This is a genomic window from Paraburkholderia pallida, from assembly GCF_004524855.1.
Classification (GTDB): Bacteria; Pseudomonadota; Gammaproteobacteria; order Burkholderiales; family Burkholderiaceae; genus Paraburkholderia; species Paraburkholderia oxyphila.
Window position 1 is genome coordinate 100,865 of the sequence record NZ_CP038148.1, and the last position, 18,780, is coordinate 119,644.

Below are 18,780 nucleotides of genomic sequence, written 5' to 3' on the forward strand. Positions count from 1 at the left end.
TATCAAATAGGCGAGACTTATTGGGGTCATACGCTTCTTTGTCCTGGCGCGTCCTTCATCGACCTTCTGATTGACACGTGGGCAGCACCACCCATACCTTCGAAAAGGTCAATCTGGGGTCGAAAGTTTTTTACAACTCCGATCGGCAAAGGGTTCGCCTGACAGGCGAAATGAACCTGAGAGTCAATAATATTTAATAAGGAGTATTGATGAAATACGCCGAACAACGCTCATTTTCCAGCGTACGTGTCATAGCGCTAGCGGCCGCACTTTGCGGATCGCTCGTCGTGACCGCTTGTGGTGGTGGATCAGATGCATTAGATGCCGTCGCGAAAGCAACGGCGAAGAGCGCCTACAGCCCATTTCCCACAACGATACAGCCCGGCCAATCCGCCTCGAATCTGTCACTCTCGGCAGGCGAGACCGCACCACGTTTTGCGCTGACGCTGCCCGTGGGCACGACCGCCGTCAAGATCGAAGCGGCGGGAGGAACCGGCAGCCCGGCCGTCACGCTCAGTTCCGATCCAAATTTCGGGTCCAGCAATAGCGACATGATTTGCGTGAACAGTCGCACTTGCCAGTGGGCGTTCGCACCGCTCACCGCGACGAAGACGATCTACATCATGGTCGGCACGCAATCGTCGTATAGCAATGTCACGCTGAACACCTTTGCTGGTCCGCAGCCCAACCAGGTCATTCCGCTCAATATAGGTGAGCCCATGTCCGGGCTGAGCGGACCAGCGAACAGGGTCTACTTTACTTTCAATGTCCCTGCGGGGGCGTCGCAGGTCGGCGTAGCGCTCACCGCCGGCGACGGTAACGCGCAACTGCTGGAGACTGAATCTCTGACAGATTTCAGCGCTGCCTACACATCCGGAACATCAATGATGCTGCCAATCGTTGCTGGAAAGACGTATTACTTTTTCCCGGACTCAGTGAAGGGCAATTCGAGTGGCCCCGTTCCATTCAACAACTACACGATGACCGGCTACGCCCAGTAAGCCCATGAGTGAGGCCGGACGCAAGCCCCGCCTCACTCGTGCAGCCCGAACAACGCACCCCTCAAGCCACCTCGGCAGGCACTTCGACCTTCTTCACACCCGGCAGCTCACAAGCGTGAATCGCATCGACGATGGCCTCGATCGCCGGCATGCGCGTGAAGCTCTTGCGCCACGCGAGCACAACGCGGCGGTCCGGCACCGGCTCGTCGAACGGCACATACGAGAGCAGGCCCGAGTCCACGCCGCCCGCATGCGGCTTCACTTCCGTCACGGACATGCGCGGCAGCACCGTAATGCCCACGCCGCTCGCCACCATGTGGCGGATCGTTTCCAGCGACGAGCCTTCGAACGTCTTCTGAATGCCGTCGGCGTTCTGCGAGAAGCGCATCAGCTCGGGGCACACGCCCAGCACGTGATCGCGGAAGCAATGGCCGCTGCCCAGCAGCAGCATGGTTTCCTGCTTGAGGTCGTCCGGGTCGATCTTCTCGCGCTGCTCCCACGCGTGGCCGGAAGGCAGCGCGACCACGAACGGCTCGTCGTATAGCGCGCGCAGCGTGAGCCCGGTTTCAGGAAACGGCAGCGCCATGATCGCCACGTCGATCTCGCCCTGCTTGAGCAGCTCGATCAGCTTGAGCGTGTAGTTCTCCTGCAGCATCAGCGGCATCTGCGGAACGCGCTTGATCATCTGCTTGACGAGCGTGGGCAGCAGATACGGCCCGATCGTGTAGATCACGCCCAGCCGCAGGGGCCCGACGAGCGGGTCCTTGCCCTGCTTGGCGATTTCCTTGATCGCGAGCGTCTGCTCGAGTACGCGCTGCGCCTGCGTCACGATCTGCTCGCCGATGGGGGTCACGCTGACTTCACTCGTGCCGCGCTCGAAAATCTGCACATTCAGCTCGTCTTCGAGCTTCTTGATCGCGACCGAGAGGGTCGGCTGGCTCACGAAGCACGCCTCGGCGGCCCGGCCGAAGTGGCGCTCGCGGGCAACCGCAACGATGTATTTCAATTCAGTGAGCGTCATTTCATTGGGGACCAATCAAAAAGGGTGAATCAATAGTTTGTACTTATACACCTATGGCGGCGATTCGCCAATAATCAACGCCCCTATGCGGGGCGGGATCATATACAGGGTCTGACGGTATAGCGGCGCGCAGGTTCCGCGCTTGCGGTGTTTGCGCTGACAGCGGGGAGGCATCGGCCACCGGATGCGGTAAGCAAACGCTAAGCCTTCAGATACTGCTCGCGCGCACCGAGCCAGCGATTCAGATGCTGCATGACGACGTGGGGCCACTCGCGCAGCAGGCACTCCGCCGCGTCGCGCGCCGGGTCGATCAGCCAGGCGTCGTTTTCGAGGCTCGCGAAGCGCAGCATGGCCGCGCCCGACTGACGCGCGCCGAGGAATTCGCCGGGGCCGCGAATCTCCAGATCGCGGCGCGCGATTTCGAAGCCGTCGGTCGTCTCGCGCATGGTCTGCAAACGCGCGCGCCCCGTGAGCGAGAGCGGCCCCGTATAGAGCAGCACGCACACCGACGCCGCTGTGCCGCGCCCCACGCGCCCGCGCAACTGGTGCAGCTGCGCGAGCCCGAAGCGCTCGGCGTGCTCGATCACCATCAGCGAGGCGTTCGGCACGTCCACGCCCACTTCGATCACGGTCGTTGCAACCAGCAGCTGCACTTCATTGCGCGAGAACGCGTCCATGACGGCAGCCTTGTCCGCGGACGCGAGGCGCCCGTGCACGAGCCCGACCGTAAGCTCCGGCAGCGCGGCCACGAGCGTCTCGTACGTCTCCACCGCGGTCTGGAGCTGCAGCGTCTCGCTCTCCTCGATCAGCGGGCACACCCAGTAGACCTGGCGCCCCGTGAGCGCCGCCGCGCGCACGCGGGCGATCACTTCTTCGCGGCGCGCGTCGGAGACGAGCTTCGTGAGAATGGGGGTGCGGCCGGGCGGCAACTCGTCGATGGTGGACACGTCGAGGTCCGCGTAATACGTCATGGCGAGCGTGCGCGGAATGGGCGTCGCCGACATCATCAGTTGATGCGGCTGGAACTCGCGCGCGGCGGCGCCGTGTTCCGGCGCTTTCGCGTTTTGCGCCTTGGCGCGCAGCGCGAGGCGCTGCTCCACGCCAAATCGATGCTGTTCGTCGACGATCACGAGACCGAGCCGCGCGAATTCCACGGCGTCCTGAATGATCGCGTGCGTGCCGATCACGAGCTGCGCGGTGCCAAGCGCCGCAGCTTCGATCGCGGCGCGCTTTTCCTTCGCCTTGAGGCTGCCCGAGAGCCAGGCCACCTGCACGCCGAGCGGCTCGAGCCAGCCGCGCAGCTTGCGCGCGTGCTGTTCTGCGAGGATTTCGGTGGGCGCCATGAGCGCCGCCTGATAGCCGGCGTCGATGGCCTGCGCGGCGGCAAGCGCCGCCACCACGGTCTTGCCGCTGCCCACGTCGCCTTGCAGGAGACGCTGCATCGGATGCGGCTGTTCGAGGTCGTGCGCGATCTCGCCGACCACGCGCTCCTGTGCCCCCGTCAGCTTGAACGGCAGCGCCTCGCGCAGACGCGCGAGCAGCGCCGTGCTGGAGTCACGTCCGGCCACGTGGCGCGCCATCGCGGGCGCCGCGCGTGTTCGGCGCTCTTCGTGCGCGCGCTTGAGCGAGAGCTGCTGCGCGAGCAGCTCATCGAACTTGATGCGTGTCCACGCGGGGTGCGTGCCGTCGATCAGCTCGTGCTCGTCGGCGTCGATGGGCGGATGGTGCAGCGTCTTCACCGCGTCCATCAGCGGCGGCAGATTGAGCGGCACCATGAATTCGTGCGCGACGGCGTCGGGCAGCAGCTCGGGCAGCGAGGCGCGCGAGAGCGCATTGTCGATCGCCTTGCGCAGATACGCCTGGCTCACGCCCGCCGTCGACGGATACACCGGCGTGAGCGCCTGCGGCAGCGGTACATCGCCCTCCACCACGCGCACCGCCGGATGCACCATCTCCATGCCGAAAAAGCCGCCGCGCACGTCGCCACGCACGCGCAGGCGCTTGCCCACCGCCATCTGCGTGACCTGCGAGCCGTAGAAGTTCAGAAAACGCAGATGCAGTTCGTCGCCGTTGTGGTCGCGCAGCTTCACGAGCAACTGGCGGCGCGGGCGATAAGCGATCTCGTTGTCGAACACCACGCCTTCGGTCTGCGCCACGCCGCCCGGCAACAATTCGCCGATGGGCGTGAGCGTGGTCTCGTCCTCGTAGCGCATCGGCAGATGCAGCACGAGGTCGATGTCGCGCGTGAGGCCGAGCTTGGCCAGGCGGTCGGCGGTTTTGGCGAGCTTGGGCTTGTCTTTTGCCGTGGCCTTGTCGGTGGCTTTATCCGTGGCTTTTTCGGCGGATGGCTTCCTGGCGGCGCGTTTGCGCGGTGCAGATGCCTTCGGCGCCTGAGCCTCGCCCGCCTCGTCGTGCTCGCGCACGTCCTCGTGCGCTTCGCTCGCGGCATCGGCTTCGGAGATCAATCGGCTAACGGACGAGGGCATGAGCAGCTTCGCAAGTACAATATCGGCTTTCCGGCAAGGCGCAGCGCGTGACGCGCGGCAACCCGCTCCAAACGGGCACGTCCCAAACGGGCATGTCCCGCAATCATAGCCGCTCGTAGTACGCGGGCGGGCATTGCGGCCGTTTTTGGGGGCACAACCGTGGGCCACACGCCAGGCGGTCCAGTTGCTCAAAAGCGGCGCGCGCCGGGTCTCAGCCGTATTTCCGTTTCATCAGGCCGTATGTTCAAGCTTTCCGATTTCGATTTCGATCTCCCTCCCGAACTGATCGCGCAAACCGCCCTGCCCGAGCGCAGCGCGAGCCGTCTGCTGGAGGTGGATAACACCACGCAACCCGCGAGCCTCACCGACCGCCGCTTCGCGGAGCTGCCTGCATGCCTCGCGCCCGGCGACCTGCTCGTCTTCAACGATACCAAGGTGCTCAAGGCGCGCTTCTTCGGCCAGAAGGCCAGCGGCGGCAAGATCGAGGTGCTCGTCGAGCGCCTGACCGGCGCGCGCACGGCGCTCGTGCAGATCCGCGCGAGCAAGAGCCCGGGCCCCGGCACGGTGCTGCGCCTCGCCGACGCGTTCGACGTCACGGTGGGCGAGCGCGTGGAGCCGTTCTTCACGCTGCATTTCCCCGACGACTGCCTGACGCTGATCGAGCAATTTGGCCGTCTGCCGCTGCCGCCCTACATCACGCACGACGCCGACGCGGGCGACGAGAAGCGCTATCAGACGGTGTTCGCGCAGAATCCCGGCGCGGTGGCCGCGCCCACGGCGGGCCTGCATTTCGACGACGCGCTCCTCGCGCAGCTCGACGCGCGCGGCGTGGAGCGCGCCACGCTCACGCTGCACGTGGGCGCGGGCACGTTCCAGCCGGTGCGCGTGGAGAACATCGACGAGCACAAGATGCACAGCGAGTGGTATCAGCTGCCGCAGTCGCTCGTCGACAAGATCGCGGCCGCGCGCGCGCGCGGCGGCCGCGTGATCGCGGTGGGCACGACCTCGATGCGCGCGCTCGAAGCCGCCGCGCGCGACGCCGAGCGCGAAGGCCGCGAACTCGCCGCCACGGCCGCCGAGACCGACATCTTCATCACGCCGGGCTACACATTCCGCGTGGTGGACCGGCTCGTCACGAACTTTCACCTGCCGAAGTCGACGCTCCTGATGCTGGTTTCAGCGTTCGCGGGCATCGAGACGATTCGCGCCGCTTATCGTCACGCGATTGAAGAGCGCTACCGTTTCTTCAGCTATGGTGACGCGATGCTGTTGACGAGAACCGAAGACGCCCTCAATCGCTGAGGCGCTCACGCCCCCTTTTCCCGCCGCCGCGCCGCGTGCGCGACGGCGTTTCACCCATTGCGCCGGACTGTTTTCCGGTAGCACAGGAGTCCATGCATGACCGACGGTCATCAAAACAATGCACGCGCCGAACATGGCGCATACCTGGGCGAACGCCCGCAAAACGGCCTGAAATTCGAGCTGCTCGGCACCGACGGCCTCGCGCGGCGCGGCCGCGTCACGCTGAACCACGGCGTGGTCGAAACGCCAATCTTCATGCCGGTGGGCACCTACGGCACGGTCAAGGCGACCCAGCCGCGCGAGCTCGAGGAAATGCGCGCGCAGATCATCCTCGGCAACACCTTCCACCTGTGGCTGCGCCCGGGTCTGGAGACGATCGAGGCGCACGGCGGCCTGCACCGCTTCATGGGCTGGAACCGGCCGATCCTCACCGATTCGGGTGGCTTCCAGGTGTTCTCGCTCGGCGACCTGCGCAAGATCTCGGAAGATGGCGTGCGCTTTGCCTCGCCCGTGAACGGCGACAAGCTGTTCCTCTCGCCCGAAGTGTCGATGCAGATCCAGAAGGTGCTGAACTCGGACATCGTCATGCAGTTCGACGAGTGCACGCCCTACGCGACCAACGGCGTGCCCACCACGCACAAGGAAGCGGCCGACTCCATGCGCATGTCGATGCGCTGGGCGCAGCGCTCGATCGACGAGTTCAACCGCCTCGGCAACCCGAATGCGCTGTTCGGCATCGTGCAGGGCGGCATGTTCGAGGACCTGCGCGACGAATCGCTCGCCGGCCTCTCGCAGATGCCGTTCCACGGCTTTGCGATCGGCGGCCTTTCGGTGGGCGAGCCGAAGGAAGACATGATGCGCGTGCTCGAGCACATCGCGCCGAAGCTGCCGGCCGACAAGCCACACTACCTGATGGGCGTGGGCACGCCCGAGGATCTGGTGGCGGGCGTGGCCTCGGGCGTCGACATGTTCGACTGCGTGATGCCCACGCGCAACGCGCGCAACGGCTGGATCTTCACGCGCTTTGGCGACGTCAAGATCCGCAACGCCGTGCACCGCAACTCGCTGCGCCCGCTCGACGAGCAGTGTGGCTGCTACACCTGCCGCCACTTCACGCGCGGCTATCTGCACCACCTGCACCGCGTGGGCGAGATCCTCGGCGCGCAGCTCAACACGATCCACAACCTGCACTACTACCTCGAGCTGATGAGCGAGATGCGCGCGGCGATCGAGACAAAGACGTTCGAGGCGTTCAGGAAGCGCTTTGCCGAGCAACGCGCGCGCGGCGTGGATTGAGCGCCGGCCCGGCGGCCCCGCGGCCCGGCGACATCGCGAAGGCCGTCGGGCGTCGGGGCGCAGCAGCGGCGCTTGCCGACGGCGCTTTCGAAGGTTTCCGATATCGGGACGCGGCAAGTGCCGCCAGACTTTACAATTGCCTTTCGCTACGTCGACGCTTCATGGGCGCGTCATTCATGCTTCATGGGCGCTCCCGCCCCCGAGCGAGCCACGTCGAACCCCGCCCAGGCGGGCAAATACGTGATAACAGCTTGATCGGAAAGCCCATTTTGCGTCGTCGTCGCGTATCTTGCCGGTGGTAGAATAACCGGCTCGCTTTTTGATCGTATCTTTGATCGTAGTGATCGTATAAACGGAGAGACCAACGTGTCGTTCATTTCCAATGCCTTCGCCCAAGGCTCCGCAGTCGGTGGCGCAGAATCGAGCCTCATGAGCTTCCTGCCGCTCATTCTGATGTTCGCCGTGCTGTACTTCATCATGATTCGTCCGCAGATGAAGCGCCAGAAGGAACACCGCAACATGCTCGCCGCCATGGCCAAGGGCGACGAAGTCATCACGAGCGGCGGCATCGTCGGCAAGGTGACCAAGGTCAGCGAAGCCTATGTGGGCGTCGAAATCTCGGACGGCACGGAAATCACCGTGCAGAAGTCGGCGGTCTCGACCATCCTGCCGAAGGGCACGATCAAGTCGCTGTAAGCCTCCAGCGATCACTCCAGGCCGCCGCACCAATGCGCGGCCTTGCGCGTCCGGCCCCGCCACTGCATCGCCCGCGAAGGGCATCATGAAGGCTCGGTCGGACGCACGCACATCGTGCAGGCCATTCCCCTCCCCCGTTGGGCCAACCAATGAACCGTTACCCCCTCTGGAAATATGTCGTGATGCTGGTGGCGCTCGCCATCGGCCTCGTGTACACATTGCCCAATTTCTTCGGCGAAGCGCCGGCGGTCCAGGTATCGAGCGGTAAAGCCACCGTCAAGCTGGACTCGGCCACGCTCGCACAGATCGAAGCCGCGCTGCCCGCGAACAACATCAAGGCCGACGACGTCACGTTCGACAACTCGACGATGAACGCGAACATCCGCGTGCGCGTTGCCGACACCGACACGCAGCTGCGTCTGAAGGACGTGCTTACGAAGGCGCTGAACCCCGATCCGAGCGATCCGAACTACATCGTCGCGCTGAATCTGCAAAGCGCCTCGCCCCGCTGGCTGACGGCGCTGCACGCGCTGCCGATGTACCTCGGTCTGGATCTGCGCGGCGGCGTGCACTTCCTTCTGCAGGTCGACATGAACGGCGCGCTCAACAAGAAGCTCGACTCCGACTCTTCGGACGCCCGCACGATCCTGCGCGACAAGAACATCCGCGACGGCGGCGTGAACCGCGTCGGCCAGAGCGTCGTGATCAACTTCGCCGATCCGGCCGTGGCCGAGCAGGCGCGCACGGTGCTCTCGGGCTCCGGCGGCGTGAGCGAACTCGTGTGGGCCACGCAGAGCGCGCCCGACGGCGGCTCGCAGCTCGTCGGCACCTTTACGCCGGCCGTGAAGAAGACGGTCCAGGACGCCGCGCTCAAGCAGAACATCCAGACGCTGCATAACCGCGTGAACGAGCTCGGCGTGGCCGAGCCCGTGATCCAGCAGCAAGGCGACGACCGCATCGTGGTCGAGCTGCCGGGCGTGCAGGACACTGCGAAGGCGAAGGACATCATCGGCCGCACGGCCACGCTCGAAGCACGTCTCGCCGACCCGCTGGGCCTGCATCCGGACCCGAGCGCACCGGTGCCGCCGGGCGACGAGCTCTTCACGCAAGGCAACGTCGGGCCCGTGCTGCTGCGCAAGCAGGTGATCTTTACGGGCGACCGCATCATCGACGCCTCGGCCGGCTTCGACGAGCACAACCGTCCGTCGGTCAACATCCGTCTCGATTCGGCGGGCGGGCGCGCGGTGCGCGCCGTCTCGCGCGACAACATCGGCAAGCCGATGGCGATGGTGCTGTTCGAGAAGGGCAAGGGCGAAGTGCTCACCGTCGCAACGATCCAGTCGGAGCTCGGCGACCGCTTCCAGATCACCGGCCAGCCCACGCCGCAGGCCGCCGCCGACCTCGCGCTGCTGTTGCGCGCAGGCTCGCTCGCGGCGCCGATGGACATCATCGAAGAACGCACGGTTGGCCCGAGCCTCGGCGCGGACAACATCCGCAAGGGCTTCGACTCGGTGGTCTACGGCTTTGCCGCGATCGCCGTGTTCATGATCGCCTACTACGTGCTGTTCGGCCTGATCTCGATGATCGGCCTCTCGGTGAACCTGCTGCTGCTCGTGGCCGTGCTCTCGATGCTGCAGGCCACGCTCACGCTGCCGGGCATTGCCGCTATCGCGCTCGCGCTCGGTATGGCGATCGACGCGAACGTGCTCATCAACGAGCGCGTGCGCGAAGAGCTGCGCCACGGCGCGCCGCCGCAGCTCGCCATCCAGAACGGCTACGCGCACGCCTGGGCGACGATTCTCGACTCGAACGTGACCACGCTCATTGCCGGTCTCGCGCTGCTCGCGTTCGGCTCGGGCCCGGTGCGCGGCTTCGCGATCGTGCACTGCATCGGCATTCTGACCTCGATGTTCTCGGCCGTGTTCTTCTCGCGCGGTCTCGTGAATCTCTGGTACGGCGGCAAGAAGAAGCTCAAGTCGCTGGCCGTGGGCCAGGTGTGGCGTCCGGAGCCCGAAATGGCCGCGGACACGGCCGCTACGCCCGCACTGGGCGCGGCCGACGCCGGCACCGACACGGGCCGCGCCGTCGCGCAGTCCGCCAAGCCGCGCGAAACCGCGAAGGCCGGCGCCAAGGGTGCCGCGCGCGCCAAGCCCACGGTGCGCCGGCGCAACAGCCCCGACAACACGGGCTCGTCCCGCTGATACGGAGTCAAGAACATGGAATTTTTCCGCATCCGCAAAGACATCCCGTTCATGAAGCACGCGTTGATCTTCAACGCGATTTCCTTCATTACGTTCCTCGCGGCGGTGTTCTTCCTGTTTCACCGCGGCCTGCACCTGTCGATCGAATTCACGGGCGGCACGGTGATCGAAGTGCAGTACCCGCAGGCGGTCCCGCTCGAACCGGTGCGCGATTCGCTCGCGAAGATCGGCTATGGCGACGCCCAGGTGCAGAACTTCGGCACCTCGCGTGACGTGCTGATCCGCCTGCCGATCAAGCAGGGCCTCTCCTCGGCGCAGCAGAGCGATCAGGTGATGTCCACGCTCAAGGCCGACAATGCGCAGGTGCAGTTGCAGCGCGTGGAGTTCGTCGGGCCGCAGGTCGGCAAGGAGCTCGCCACCGACGGCCTGCTCGCGCTCGCCTGCGTGGTGGCGGGCATCATCATCTACCTGTCGTTCCGCTTCGAGTGGAAGTACGCCGTGGCCGGCGTGATCGCCAACCTGCACGACGTGGTGATCATTCTGGGCTTCTTCGCGTTCTTCCAGTGGGAGTTCTCGCTCTCCGTGCTCGCGGCGGTGCTCGCGGTGCTCGGCTACTCGGTGAACGAATCGGTCGTTATCTTCGACCGGATTCGCGAGACCTTCCGGCGCGAGCGCAAGATGAGCGTCACGGAAGTCATCAACCACGCGATCACGAGCACGATGTCGCGAACCATCATCACCCACGGCTGTACGGAAATGATGGTGCTCTCGATGTTCTTCTTCGGCGGCCCGACGCTGCACTACTTCGCGCTCGCGCTGACGGTGGGTATCCTGTTCGGTATCTATTCGTCGGTGTTCGTCGCGGCGTCGATCTCGATGTGGCTCGGCGTCAAGCGCGAGGACCTCATCAAGGACAAGAAGGACAAGTACGATCCGAACGATCCGAACGCAGGCGCCCAGGTTTAATCAGCGCTGCGTTCCATTGGACGCTATCGAATGAAAAAGCCGGTTCGCGAGAACCGGCTTTTTTGTTTTCCTGCCCCCACAGAGCACGCCGATCTTTATGAGATTGACGGCTCATGGCCGCGTGTAGCATCGCCATGGCCAATTCTTTGGGAGGGCTGCCATGTTGTATCTCACCGACAAAGAAATCCCGTACTACAAAACGGGCTTCTGGAAACAACGATGGAACCCGTGTGAAGGCTGCAAACCAGTAAGCGTGGAAGGTCTCTCGCCTGACAAACCACCGCCACCGTTGCCGAAGCCACCCAGGGAGAAGTCCGCACCGCAGCAGAAGGCAATCAAGATCCCACCGTTCGACATACAGGAAATACCGGACGCAATGCGGCTCGAAGGGATGCCCATGGCTGCGAAGCTCATGAAGCGATGGTTCGCAGGTGTCCTGAACTATGCACCGACTGACGATGATCTTGCCGCCGAGATTAATCAGGATGGCAAACCCTACCCGCCGGACATGTATGACACCACCACGATCAAGATGGATTGGGTTCTGAAATTCAAGCGTGCAGCGGATCAATACAACTATCTAGTGAACAATGCAATTTACCGGCAGGCCACGTTCCAACCACTCCGCGACAAACTGATGCCGTTTAGAGACGCAGCCACATCATTCGATTCATGGGACCTGTGCAAAGGCAGTATGTCGGTTCTTCACCGTCATTTTCACTTTCAGTATGTAGGCGTGGGAAGTTCGCTTTCGCAAAAAATTGACGACTTCATCGAATCACAGTTTCAAAGAAGCGGCGTCCCCGATGATCTTACCGGCGCACTGGGCTCTTTCAACTTCTACGCGGCGCCAGCAGAGGTGAAATTCGAACACATCAAGAGAGAGGCCGTAATATCCAGTGTTTATGTATATATCAAGGATAGCTATGACTTCACAGACAAACCCGGTGACGTGTCACAGTACCTCGGTCATTGGAGCAGCAAGGGGGTAATCGTCGTGCCGTACAACGGCCTGGTGGGACAACTCAATGTCCCATCCTTGTATCTGCCTTATCCAGTTGCACGTGGCGATATGAGGGTAAAGGGAAATATCTACTATCCGGTTCATAACAGTGACTTCCGGCAGTGGGCCATCAAACATCAGAGGGGCGGCGACTTCATCATTTTCTCAGACCGTAAACGTTGTCGACTTCGCACGCCGATACGGATCAAGTTATGAAGAAGCTGCTCATCGCAGGCATATTGCTGGCGCTGATCTATATTTTCGTCACACATCGATCGAACTCGAACGCGAGTAGCTGCGTGCGCAGCACGTCGCCCGACGGGCTGTATATTGCCGAGGAATGCCGGCTGAATTGGAACCATCGCGATAACCCCGAGTTTGTTGGCCGCGTCTATGATGCCGCCTCCGGCAGGCTAATCGCCCGACGAACGTTTTCCACGCCGTCACCGAAGATAATGTGGGCCGACAACTACGTTCAGTTTCAGATTGGCGGCGAAGATGACGACCTCGTGTTCCTGCCCCCCTCGCTCTACGACCGCATCAATGCGCTTTATTGGCGAATGACTGCGTGGTAGATCAAACGAGGCCCGCGTTCGCCGGCCTCGTTGCCTGCGCAACGCGCGCGTTGGGGACCCGTGCTACTGCTTGATGCCTTCGGCCTGAATGTGCAAGGTAGTCTTCATCTTGAAGCCGTATTTCTTGCCCGAGTCCATGCCGTAGTCGTCGCGATTGAGTTCCGCTTCAGCCTCCACGCCGCACACCTCGCGCTTGAGCACCGGGTGCTGCATGCACTTGAACGATTCGATCTCGAGCTTGAGCGGGCGCGTCACGCCGTGCAGCGTGAAGGTGCCGATCACTTCCTTGGGCTTGTCGCCGTCGAAGACGATCCGTGTGCCCTTGTAGGTGGCGGTCGGATATTTCTCGACGTCGAAGAAGTCGTCGCCCTGGAGGTGCTTGTCGAGCTGCGGGTTGCCGGTCTGCACCGAGGCCGTGTCGACCGTCACGTCGACGGTGCCGGTCCTGGCCGCCCGGTCGAGCGTGACCGTGCCCGAGGATTTCGTGAACTTGCCGCGCCAGATCGACAAACCGCCGAAGTGATCGGCCTCGAAGCTCGGAAAGGTGTGGTTCGGGTCGAGCTGGTAGGTGTCCGCGGCATGCGCGAGCGACGCGGCGAGCGACACCGCTGCGGCCCCTGCGGCCATCAACACGAATCTGTTCAAGTACGCCTCCTTTGTGTTCAGTGCGCACGCTACGTGGCACATCGCCGGCAACGCCGTGATAGAGAACCGCGCCGCCGCACGCGTTGCCCACTACTTGTGCGCGACGACGATGTGAAACTTGATCAGCACTTCGTCCGCGACGGTCGAGGTGTCCCTCCACTCGCCCGTGCCGATGCCGAACGCGAGCCGATGAATGGGCAGCGTGCCGTCGAAGGTCTGCGTCGCGCCCTGCTGCGTGAGCACGACCGGCGCCACGACCTGCTCCGTATGCCCCTTGATCGTGAGGTTGCCGCTCACGCTGTACTGGCTCGGGCCGGTCGACGCGATCGACGTGGCAACGAACGTGGCCTGCGGATACGCCTTGGCGTCGAACCATTCGGGGCCGCGCACCGAGTCGTTATAGCTTGCGTCGCCAAGGTCGTAGCTGCCGGTATCGACGCTCAGGCGAGCCGTGCCCGCCGCCGGCTTCGCCGGGTCGAAGTTGATCTGCGCGTCGAACTTCGTGAAGCTGCCCTCCACGGGCACGCTCATTTGCCGCGAGATCGCCACGAGCGTACTCTTGCTCGCGTCCATTTGCGCCCAGGCTGCACTGCTTGCCGCCAAAAAGGCCAGCGCCGCGAACGCTGCCCGCACGAGCACCGCCCCCACCCTGGCGAGGCGCGCCCGGCTTCTCATCCAACGCGCCAGTCCTGCCAATGCTTCCATGCTTTTCCCCAACCCGGGCGTTGGGAACCTCCGCTAATCACAGCCGCCGCCCGCGCGGACCCTGTGGAGGGATGGCCGGTCACTCGGCCGCTCAAAAAGAAAGATAACCTGGTGGCGTGACTGCGAGCAGAATGCAAACATCCGCCGCCAGGGCAAAATCCGGCGCGCCCGCGGCGGCGCAGCACCGGCGCGCGGCAATGCCCGCCGTGCAAAGCCGGCCCGCCAGTCTGCGCTGGCGCACGATGGCTGCGCGGATGGCATACGCAGGTGCAGCAAACGTGGCACACTCCCACGCCGTTCGGGCGGCCAATGCGGCCGCCCCATCGAACGCGCGGCTCGCCGCGCCCCGTTGACGAAGGAAACGCGTGCTACCGGGCCGTTTGGTAACATGGTCGCCAACGCCGCTGCGTCGCCAGCACCTTTCGTTCCGTTCACGTCGTTTTGCGTCTTCTGCCCGCATGGCCCAGGACAATCTGATCGCGTGTCACGAATGCGACGCGCTCTACCAAAAGCCTCGCCTGCTCGGGCGACAGAGCGCGCGCTGCACGCGCTGCGGCGCAACGCTCTATAACAGCGCTTCGTCGCAGCTCGACCGCATCTGCGCGATCACCATCGCCGCGCTCGTCACGTTCGTCATCGCGCAGTCGTTTCCCATCATCGAACTCGATGCCAACGGCATCATCTCGCAGTCGAGTCTGTTCGGCGCGCTCGTGGTGCTGTGGAACGAGGGCATGGAGATCGTCGCGGTGATGGTTTTTTTCGCAACCATCCTCTGCCCGCTCACCGAGCTGGTCGCGCTGCTCTATGTGCTGCTGCCGATCCGGCGCGGCTACATTCCACCGGGCTTCAACCTCGTGCTGCGCACGATCCAGTTCGTGCGGCCCTGGGGCATGCTCGAAGTCTTCATGCTGGGTGTGCTCATCACCATCGTGAAGATGGTGAGCCTCGCGCGCGTGATTCCGGAGACCGCGCTGTTCGCGTTCGGTGCGCTCACACTCATGATCACCGTGGTCCTGACCTTCGACGCGCGCACGCTATGGGACGTGGCCGACGCCCTGCGCGAAAGCGCGCGCGGCGCGCGCCGCGGCAGTGCGGGTCCGGCGGGCAGCGGGACGGGTTCGGGTGGGCCGGGCGGTTCGGGCGGCCTTGGTGGTTCGGGCGGCCTTGGCGGTTCGGGCGGCCTTGGCGGTTCGGGCGGCCTTGCTGGTTCGAGCAGCCTGGGCGGTGCCGCCGCGCATGGCCTCTCCCGGGACGCAAGCGACATGAGCGGCACCGGGGTGCCCGGGGCGACCTCGGACGAGGGCGGACTCGATATCGACCCCATCGGCGCGCTCGACCCGGGCGTGCCCGCAGTGCTCGCTGAGGACGCGCGCGAAGCGAGCGACGCAGCCGGCGGCACCAATCCCGCATCCAGTGAAGACGCACCACGCGCCCCCGACGCGATCGGCCCGCTTGCCAGCCCAGAGATCCACGATCCCGCCGCGCCGAAGGGGCACGGCGGCGGCGCAAACGCGCCTGGCTGGACCCCGCAATGAACGCCCAGCGCACCGAGGCATCACGATGAAATTCACCACCGCCACCGACGCCGGCCTCGTCTCCTGCCACGCCTGCGGCCACGTCCAACCGCGCGCGCGCGCGGGCGGGCACGCACGCTGCGCGCGCTGCGACTCGCCGATGCACGAGCGCCATCCCGACAGCCTCACGCGCACCTGGGCGCTGCTCTTCGCCGCCGCGATCCTGTACATCCCCGCGAATCTGCTGCCGGTGATGCACACGGCCTCGCTCGTCGGCGAGGAGGACGACACCATCATGAGCGGCGTCGCTTACTTCTGGACTTCGGGCGACGCCCCGCTCGCAGTGATCGTCTTCATCGCGAGCATTCTCGTGCCCATGCTCAAGCTCTCCGTGCTCGCCCTGCTCTGCACCACGGCGCAGCGCCGCTCCACGTGGCGCCCGGTCGAGCGCACGAAGCTTTATCGGCTCGTCGAGTTCATCGGCCGCTGGTCGATGCTGGACGTGTTCGTTGTCACGCTGACTGTCGCGCTGGTACGCTTCCAGTCGCTTGCGGTGATTACGGCGGGGCCCGGCGCGATCGCGTTCGGCTCGGTCGTGATCCTGACGATGATCGCGTCGATGCAGTTCGATCCCCGCCTCATCTGGGATCCGGTAGACGAAGACAAACAGCAACCCTCGCAACACTCTCAGGATCGCCCTCATGAATAGTCCGAAAGGACCGACCCCGCCCTCGGGCGGTGCGCCTTCTGGCGGTGGCTCGCTACCGCCCGATCTGCCCGAACCGGACATCGTCAAGCCGAGGCGCTGGCTCCCTTCGCTCGTCTGGATCGTGCCGCTCGTCGCGGCGCTGATCGGCGTGGCACTCGTGGTGAAGTCCGTGGCCTCGCGCGGCCCGACCATCACGATCAGCTTCATGACCGCCGAAGGGCTCGAGCCCGGCAAGACCAAGGTCAAGTACAAGGACGTCGACATCGGCTCGGTGCGCGCCATCAAGCTCTCGCCGAATCTCTCGCGCGTGCTCGTGACCGTGGAGCTCACCAAGGACGCCGAAAACTTCGCCAAGAAGGACAGCCATTTCTGGGTCGTGCGCGCGCGCATCGGCGCGAGCGGCGTCTCGGGCCTCGGCACGCTGCTCTCGGGCTCGTATATCGGCGCCGACGCAGGCCGCTCGAACGACACCGCAACCGACTTCGTCGGGCTGGAAACGCCGCCGGCCGTCACCATCGACGAAAAGGGCCATCGCTACACACTGCATAGCGACAATCTGGGTTCGCTCGACATCGGCACGCCCATCTTCTATCGCCGCATCCAGGTGGGCCAGGTGACGGGCTACTCGCTCGACAAGGACGGCAACGGCGTCACGGTGCAAGTGTTCGTGAGCGCGCCCTACGACCAGTACGTGGGCACCAACACGCGCTGGTGGCACGCGAGCGGCGTGAACGTGCAGCTCGATTCGAGCGGCATCAAGGTCAACACGCAGTCGCTCGCGACCGTGGTGGTGGGCGGCCTCGCGTTCGAGGCGCCGCCAGGCCAGGCCATGGGTCCGCAGGCGCCCGACAACTCGACCTTCACGCTCGCGTCCGACGAGACCGAAGCGATGCGCGAGCCGGACGGCGCGCCGGTGCGCGTGGTGATGTACTTCAACCAGTCGCTGCGCGGCCTCTCGGTGGGCGCGCCGATCGACTTCCGTGGCATCGTGCTTGGCCAGGTGACCGACATCGGCATCGAGTACGACCCGAAGGAGCACAACTTCACGATGCCGGTGGCGATGAACCTGTATCCGCAGCGCCTGTCGCGCCGCATCCACGGCGAGGCGCCCGCGCCGCATTCGGCGCAAAGCCAGGAGCTCGTCAAGCGCCTCGTCGAGCGCGGACTGCGCGGCCAGTTGCGCACCGGCAATCTGATCACGGGCCAGCTCTATATCGCGCTCGACATCTTCCCGAAGGCGCCGGCCGCGAAGGTGGACCTCGACCACGACCCCATGGAGCTGCCGACGATTCCGAACTCGCTCGAGGAATTGCAGCTGCAGGTCGCCGACATCGCGAAGAAGCTCGACAAGATTCCGTTCGACCAGATCGGCATCAATCTGAACGACTCGCTGAAGAACGCGAACCAGTTGTTCGGCAAGGTCAACGACGAGATCCTCCCGCAGATGCGCGGCACGCTCGACCAGGCGCAGAAGACCTTCAACGCCGCGCAGTCCACGCTGCAGCAGGATTCTCCGATGCAAACGGACGTGCACCAGGCGCTGCAGGAGCTCACGCGCACGCTGCAGTCCCTCAACGCGCTCTCGGACTATCTGGAGCGCCATCCCGAATCGCTGCTGCGCGGCAAATCAGGAGACAAGCCATGACGTTTCGCCGGCTCCCCCTGCGGCTCCCGGCAGCCCTTGCGGCGCTCGCCCTTGCGGCGGCGCTCGCGGGCTGCGCCTCGCCCGGCAGCCGTTTCTACACGCTGAGCCCCACCGACGACGCCGCACACGCGAGCGTCGCCTCGACCACGGGCAACCCGGCGCTGCTCGTTGCGCTGGCGCCGGTCGACGTGCCGCCGCAGGTCGCGAAGTTACAGCTCGTCGTGCAAAACGACCCCACCCAGGTCAAGGTGCTCGAGCAGGAGCGCTGGGCTTCGCTGCCCGGCGACGAGATCCGCCGCGCGCTCTCGGGCGACCTCACGCAGCAGCTCAACACCATCGACGTGTATGGCTCGCCGCATCCTGAAGGCGTGCCCGTGTACCGCGTGAGCGTGCAAGTGCAGCGCTTCGAATCGTGGCCGGGCTCGCATGCCCTCATCGACGCGGTCTGGAGCGTGCGCTCGCTCGATTCGCAGGCGGTCATGACCTGCCGCAGCGTGCTCAATGAGCCCGTCGGCGACGGCTATGACGCGCTCGTGGTCGGCCACCGGCGCGCGGTGGCGGCGCTCTCGCAGGCCATCGCAAGCGGCGTGCGTACGCTTGCCGCCGCACCGCAGACGAGCGCGCCGGCCACCACGAAGAACGGCACGAAAAACGCGCACATGAAGCCGGTGACCAACCTGGCCTGCCCGCAGGCCATGTCTGCCGCCGCTACGGCGGGCTGACACTCCGGGTAGGGACGTCTCGATGATCGCGGTGTCGTGCGCGCCGCGTTCATCTGGCTTGCCGGCTGCGCCTCAGACATCCCCTGCGCTGGCGCCTCCGCGGCGCTTGCGCACCGCACGCCAGTGCCGGCGCGCCCGCCAGGAACATCCACCCGCCCCGCTGCCGCCCGCCCCTCTTACGCCGCCCGCGCGTCCCAAAACAACGCGCATCGACGATCCCCTGCGGCCCAACTCGAACAGGCGATTCCGCGCGAGCCGCGATAATGCCGCTTTACCCTACTGCCTGACGTTTT

The 18,780-nt window shown here is 64.8% G+C and carries 15 protein-coding genes and 1 pseudogene; 12 read left to right on the plus strand and 4 right to left on the minus strand.

Going from position 1 to position 18,780, the window contains the following annotated elements; translation table 11 throughout:
• Positions 1-209 precede the first annotated feature (209 nt).
• Positions 210-1,001, plus strand: coding sequence for a hypothetical protein (locus E1956_RS00395; RefSeq protein ID WP_134746435.1), 792 nt, complete (start codon positions 210-212; stop codon positions 999-1,001).
• A gap of 61 nt (positions 1,002-1,062) precedes the next feature.
• Here E1956_RS00395 and E1956_RS00400 read toward each other — a convergent pair whose 3' ends face one another.
• Together E1956_RS00400 and recG are read right to left on the minus strand one after the other, a co-directional pair.
• The gene (locus tag E1956_RS00400) at positions 1,063-2,022 is read right to left on the minus strand and encodes a hydrogen peroxide-inducible genes activator (RefSeq protein WP_028216130.1); all 960 of its coding nucleotides are present in this window, start codon (positions 2,020-2,022) and stop codon (positions 1,063-1,065) included.
• Between the two features lie 200 nt (positions 2,023-2,222).
• Positions 2,223-4,508: an ATP-dependent DNA helicase RecG gene (gene recG, locus E1956_RS00405; RefSeq protein ID WP_134746437.1), complete on the minus strand. Its 2,286-nt coding sequence runs from the start codon at positions 4,506-4,508 to the stop codon at positions 2,223-2,225.
• Positions 4,509-4,748: 240 nt separating this feature from the next.
• On the opposite strand from recG, the gene queA reads away from it, so the two are divergent.
• The 7 genes from queA to E1956_RS00440 all read left to right on the plus strand — a co-directional run bounded on the left by queA (position 4,749) and on the right by E1956_RS00440 (position 12,547).
• Positions 4,749-5,810, plus strand: a complete 1,062-nt coding sequence (gene queA, locus E1956_RS00410; protein ID WP_134746439.1) for a tRNA preQ1(34) S-adenosylmethionine ribosyltransferase-isomerase QueA — start codon at positions 4,749-4,751, stop codon at positions 5,808-5,810.
• 96 nt (positions 5,811-5,906) lie between these two features.
• Positions 5,907-7,106 carry a tRNA guanosine(34) transglycosylase Tgt gene (tgt, locus tag E1956_RS00415; protein WP_134746441.1) on the plus strand — a complete coding sequence of 400 codons (1,200 nt, stop codon included), beginning with the start codon at positions 5,907-5,909 and terminating at the stop codon, positions 7,104-7,106.
• Positions 7,107-7,472: 366 nt separating this feature from the next.
• Positions 7,473-7,802, plus strand: coding sequence for a preprotein translocase subunit YajC (gene yajC, locus E1956_RS00420; RefSeq protein ID WP_028216134.1), 330 nt, complete (start codon positions 7,473-7,475; stop codon positions 7,800-7,802).
• 149 nt (positions 7,803-7,951) lie between these two features.
• The gene (secD, locus tag E1956_RS00425) at positions 7,952-10,003 is read left to right on the plus strand and encodes a protein translocase subunit SecD (RefSeq protein ID WP_134746443.1); all 2,052 of its coding nucleotides are present in this window, start codon (positions 7,952-7,954) and stop codon (positions 10,001-10,003) included.
• A gap of 15 nt (positions 10,004-10,018) precedes the next feature.
• Positions 10,019-10,969, plus strand: a complete 951-nt coding sequence (gene secF, locus E1956_RS00430; RefSeq protein ID WP_134746445.1) for a protein translocase subunit SecF — start codon at positions 10,019-10,021, stop codon at positions 10,967-10,969.
• 160 nt (positions 10,970-11,129) lie between these two features.
• Entirely contained in the window at positions 11,130-12,188 is a 1,059-nt protein-coding gene (locus E1956_RS00435) for a DUF6402 family protein (RefSeq protein ID WP_134746447.1), read from the plus strand.
• Entirely contained in the window at positions 12,185-12,547 is a 363-nt protein-coding gene (locus E1956_RS00440; protein WP_134746449.1) for a hypothetical protein, read from the plus strand. The genes E1956_RS00435 and E1956_RS00440 overlap by 4 nt, the downstream gene beginning before the upstream one ends.
• Positions 12,548-12,610: 63 nt before the next feature.
• On the opposite strand, the gene E1956_RS00445 is transcribed toward E1956_RS00440, so the two are convergent.
• Both E1956_RS00445 and E1956_RS00450 read right to left on the minus strand, forming a co-directional pair.
• Complete coding sequence (locus tag E1956_RS00445) at positions 12,611-13,180, minus strand: YceI family protein (RefSeq protein WP_134750226.1); 570 nt, start codon at positions 13,178-13,180, stop codon at positions 12,611-12,613.
• Between the two features lie 102 nt (positions 13,181-13,282).
• Positions 13,283-13,867, minus strand: coding sequence for a YceI family protein (locus E1956_RS00450; RefSeq protein ID WP_134746451.1), 585 nt, complete (start codon positions 13,865-13,867; stop codon positions 13,283-13,285).
• Positions 13,868-14,355: 488 nt separating this feature from the next.
• On the opposite strand from E1956_RS00450, the pseudogene E1956_RS46760 reads away from it, so the two are divergent.
• The 4 genes and pseudogenes from E1956_RS46760 to E1956_RS00470 all read left to right on the plus strand — a co-directional run.
• Positions 14,356-15,027: pseudogene (locus E1956_RS46760) on the plus strand (paraquat-inducible protein A); the annotation flags it as partial.
• A gap of 430 nt (positions 15,028-15,457) precedes the next feature.
• Positions 15,458-16,120: a paraquat-inducible protein A gene (locus E1956_RS00460; RefSeq protein ID WP_134746455.1), complete on the plus strand. Its 663-nt coding sequence runs from the start codon at positions 15,458-15,460 to the stop codon at positions 16,118-16,120.
• Positions 16,113-17,765, plus strand: coding sequence for a PqiB family protein (locus E1956_RS00465; RefSeq protein WP_134746457.1), 1,653 nt, complete (start codon positions 16,113-16,115; stop codon positions 17,763-17,765). Before E1956_RS00460 ends, E1956_RS00465 begins: the two co-directional genes overlap by 8 nt.
• A complete protein-coding gene (locus tag E1956_RS00470; RefSeq protein WP_134746459.1) occupies positions 17,762-18,487 on the plus strand; it encodes a PqiC family protein in 726 nt (241 codons plus the stop codon). The genes E1956_RS00465 and E1956_RS00470 overlap by 4 nt, the downstream gene beginning before the upstream one ends.
• The last annotated feature ends 293 nt before the right edge of the window (positions 18,488-18,780 follow it).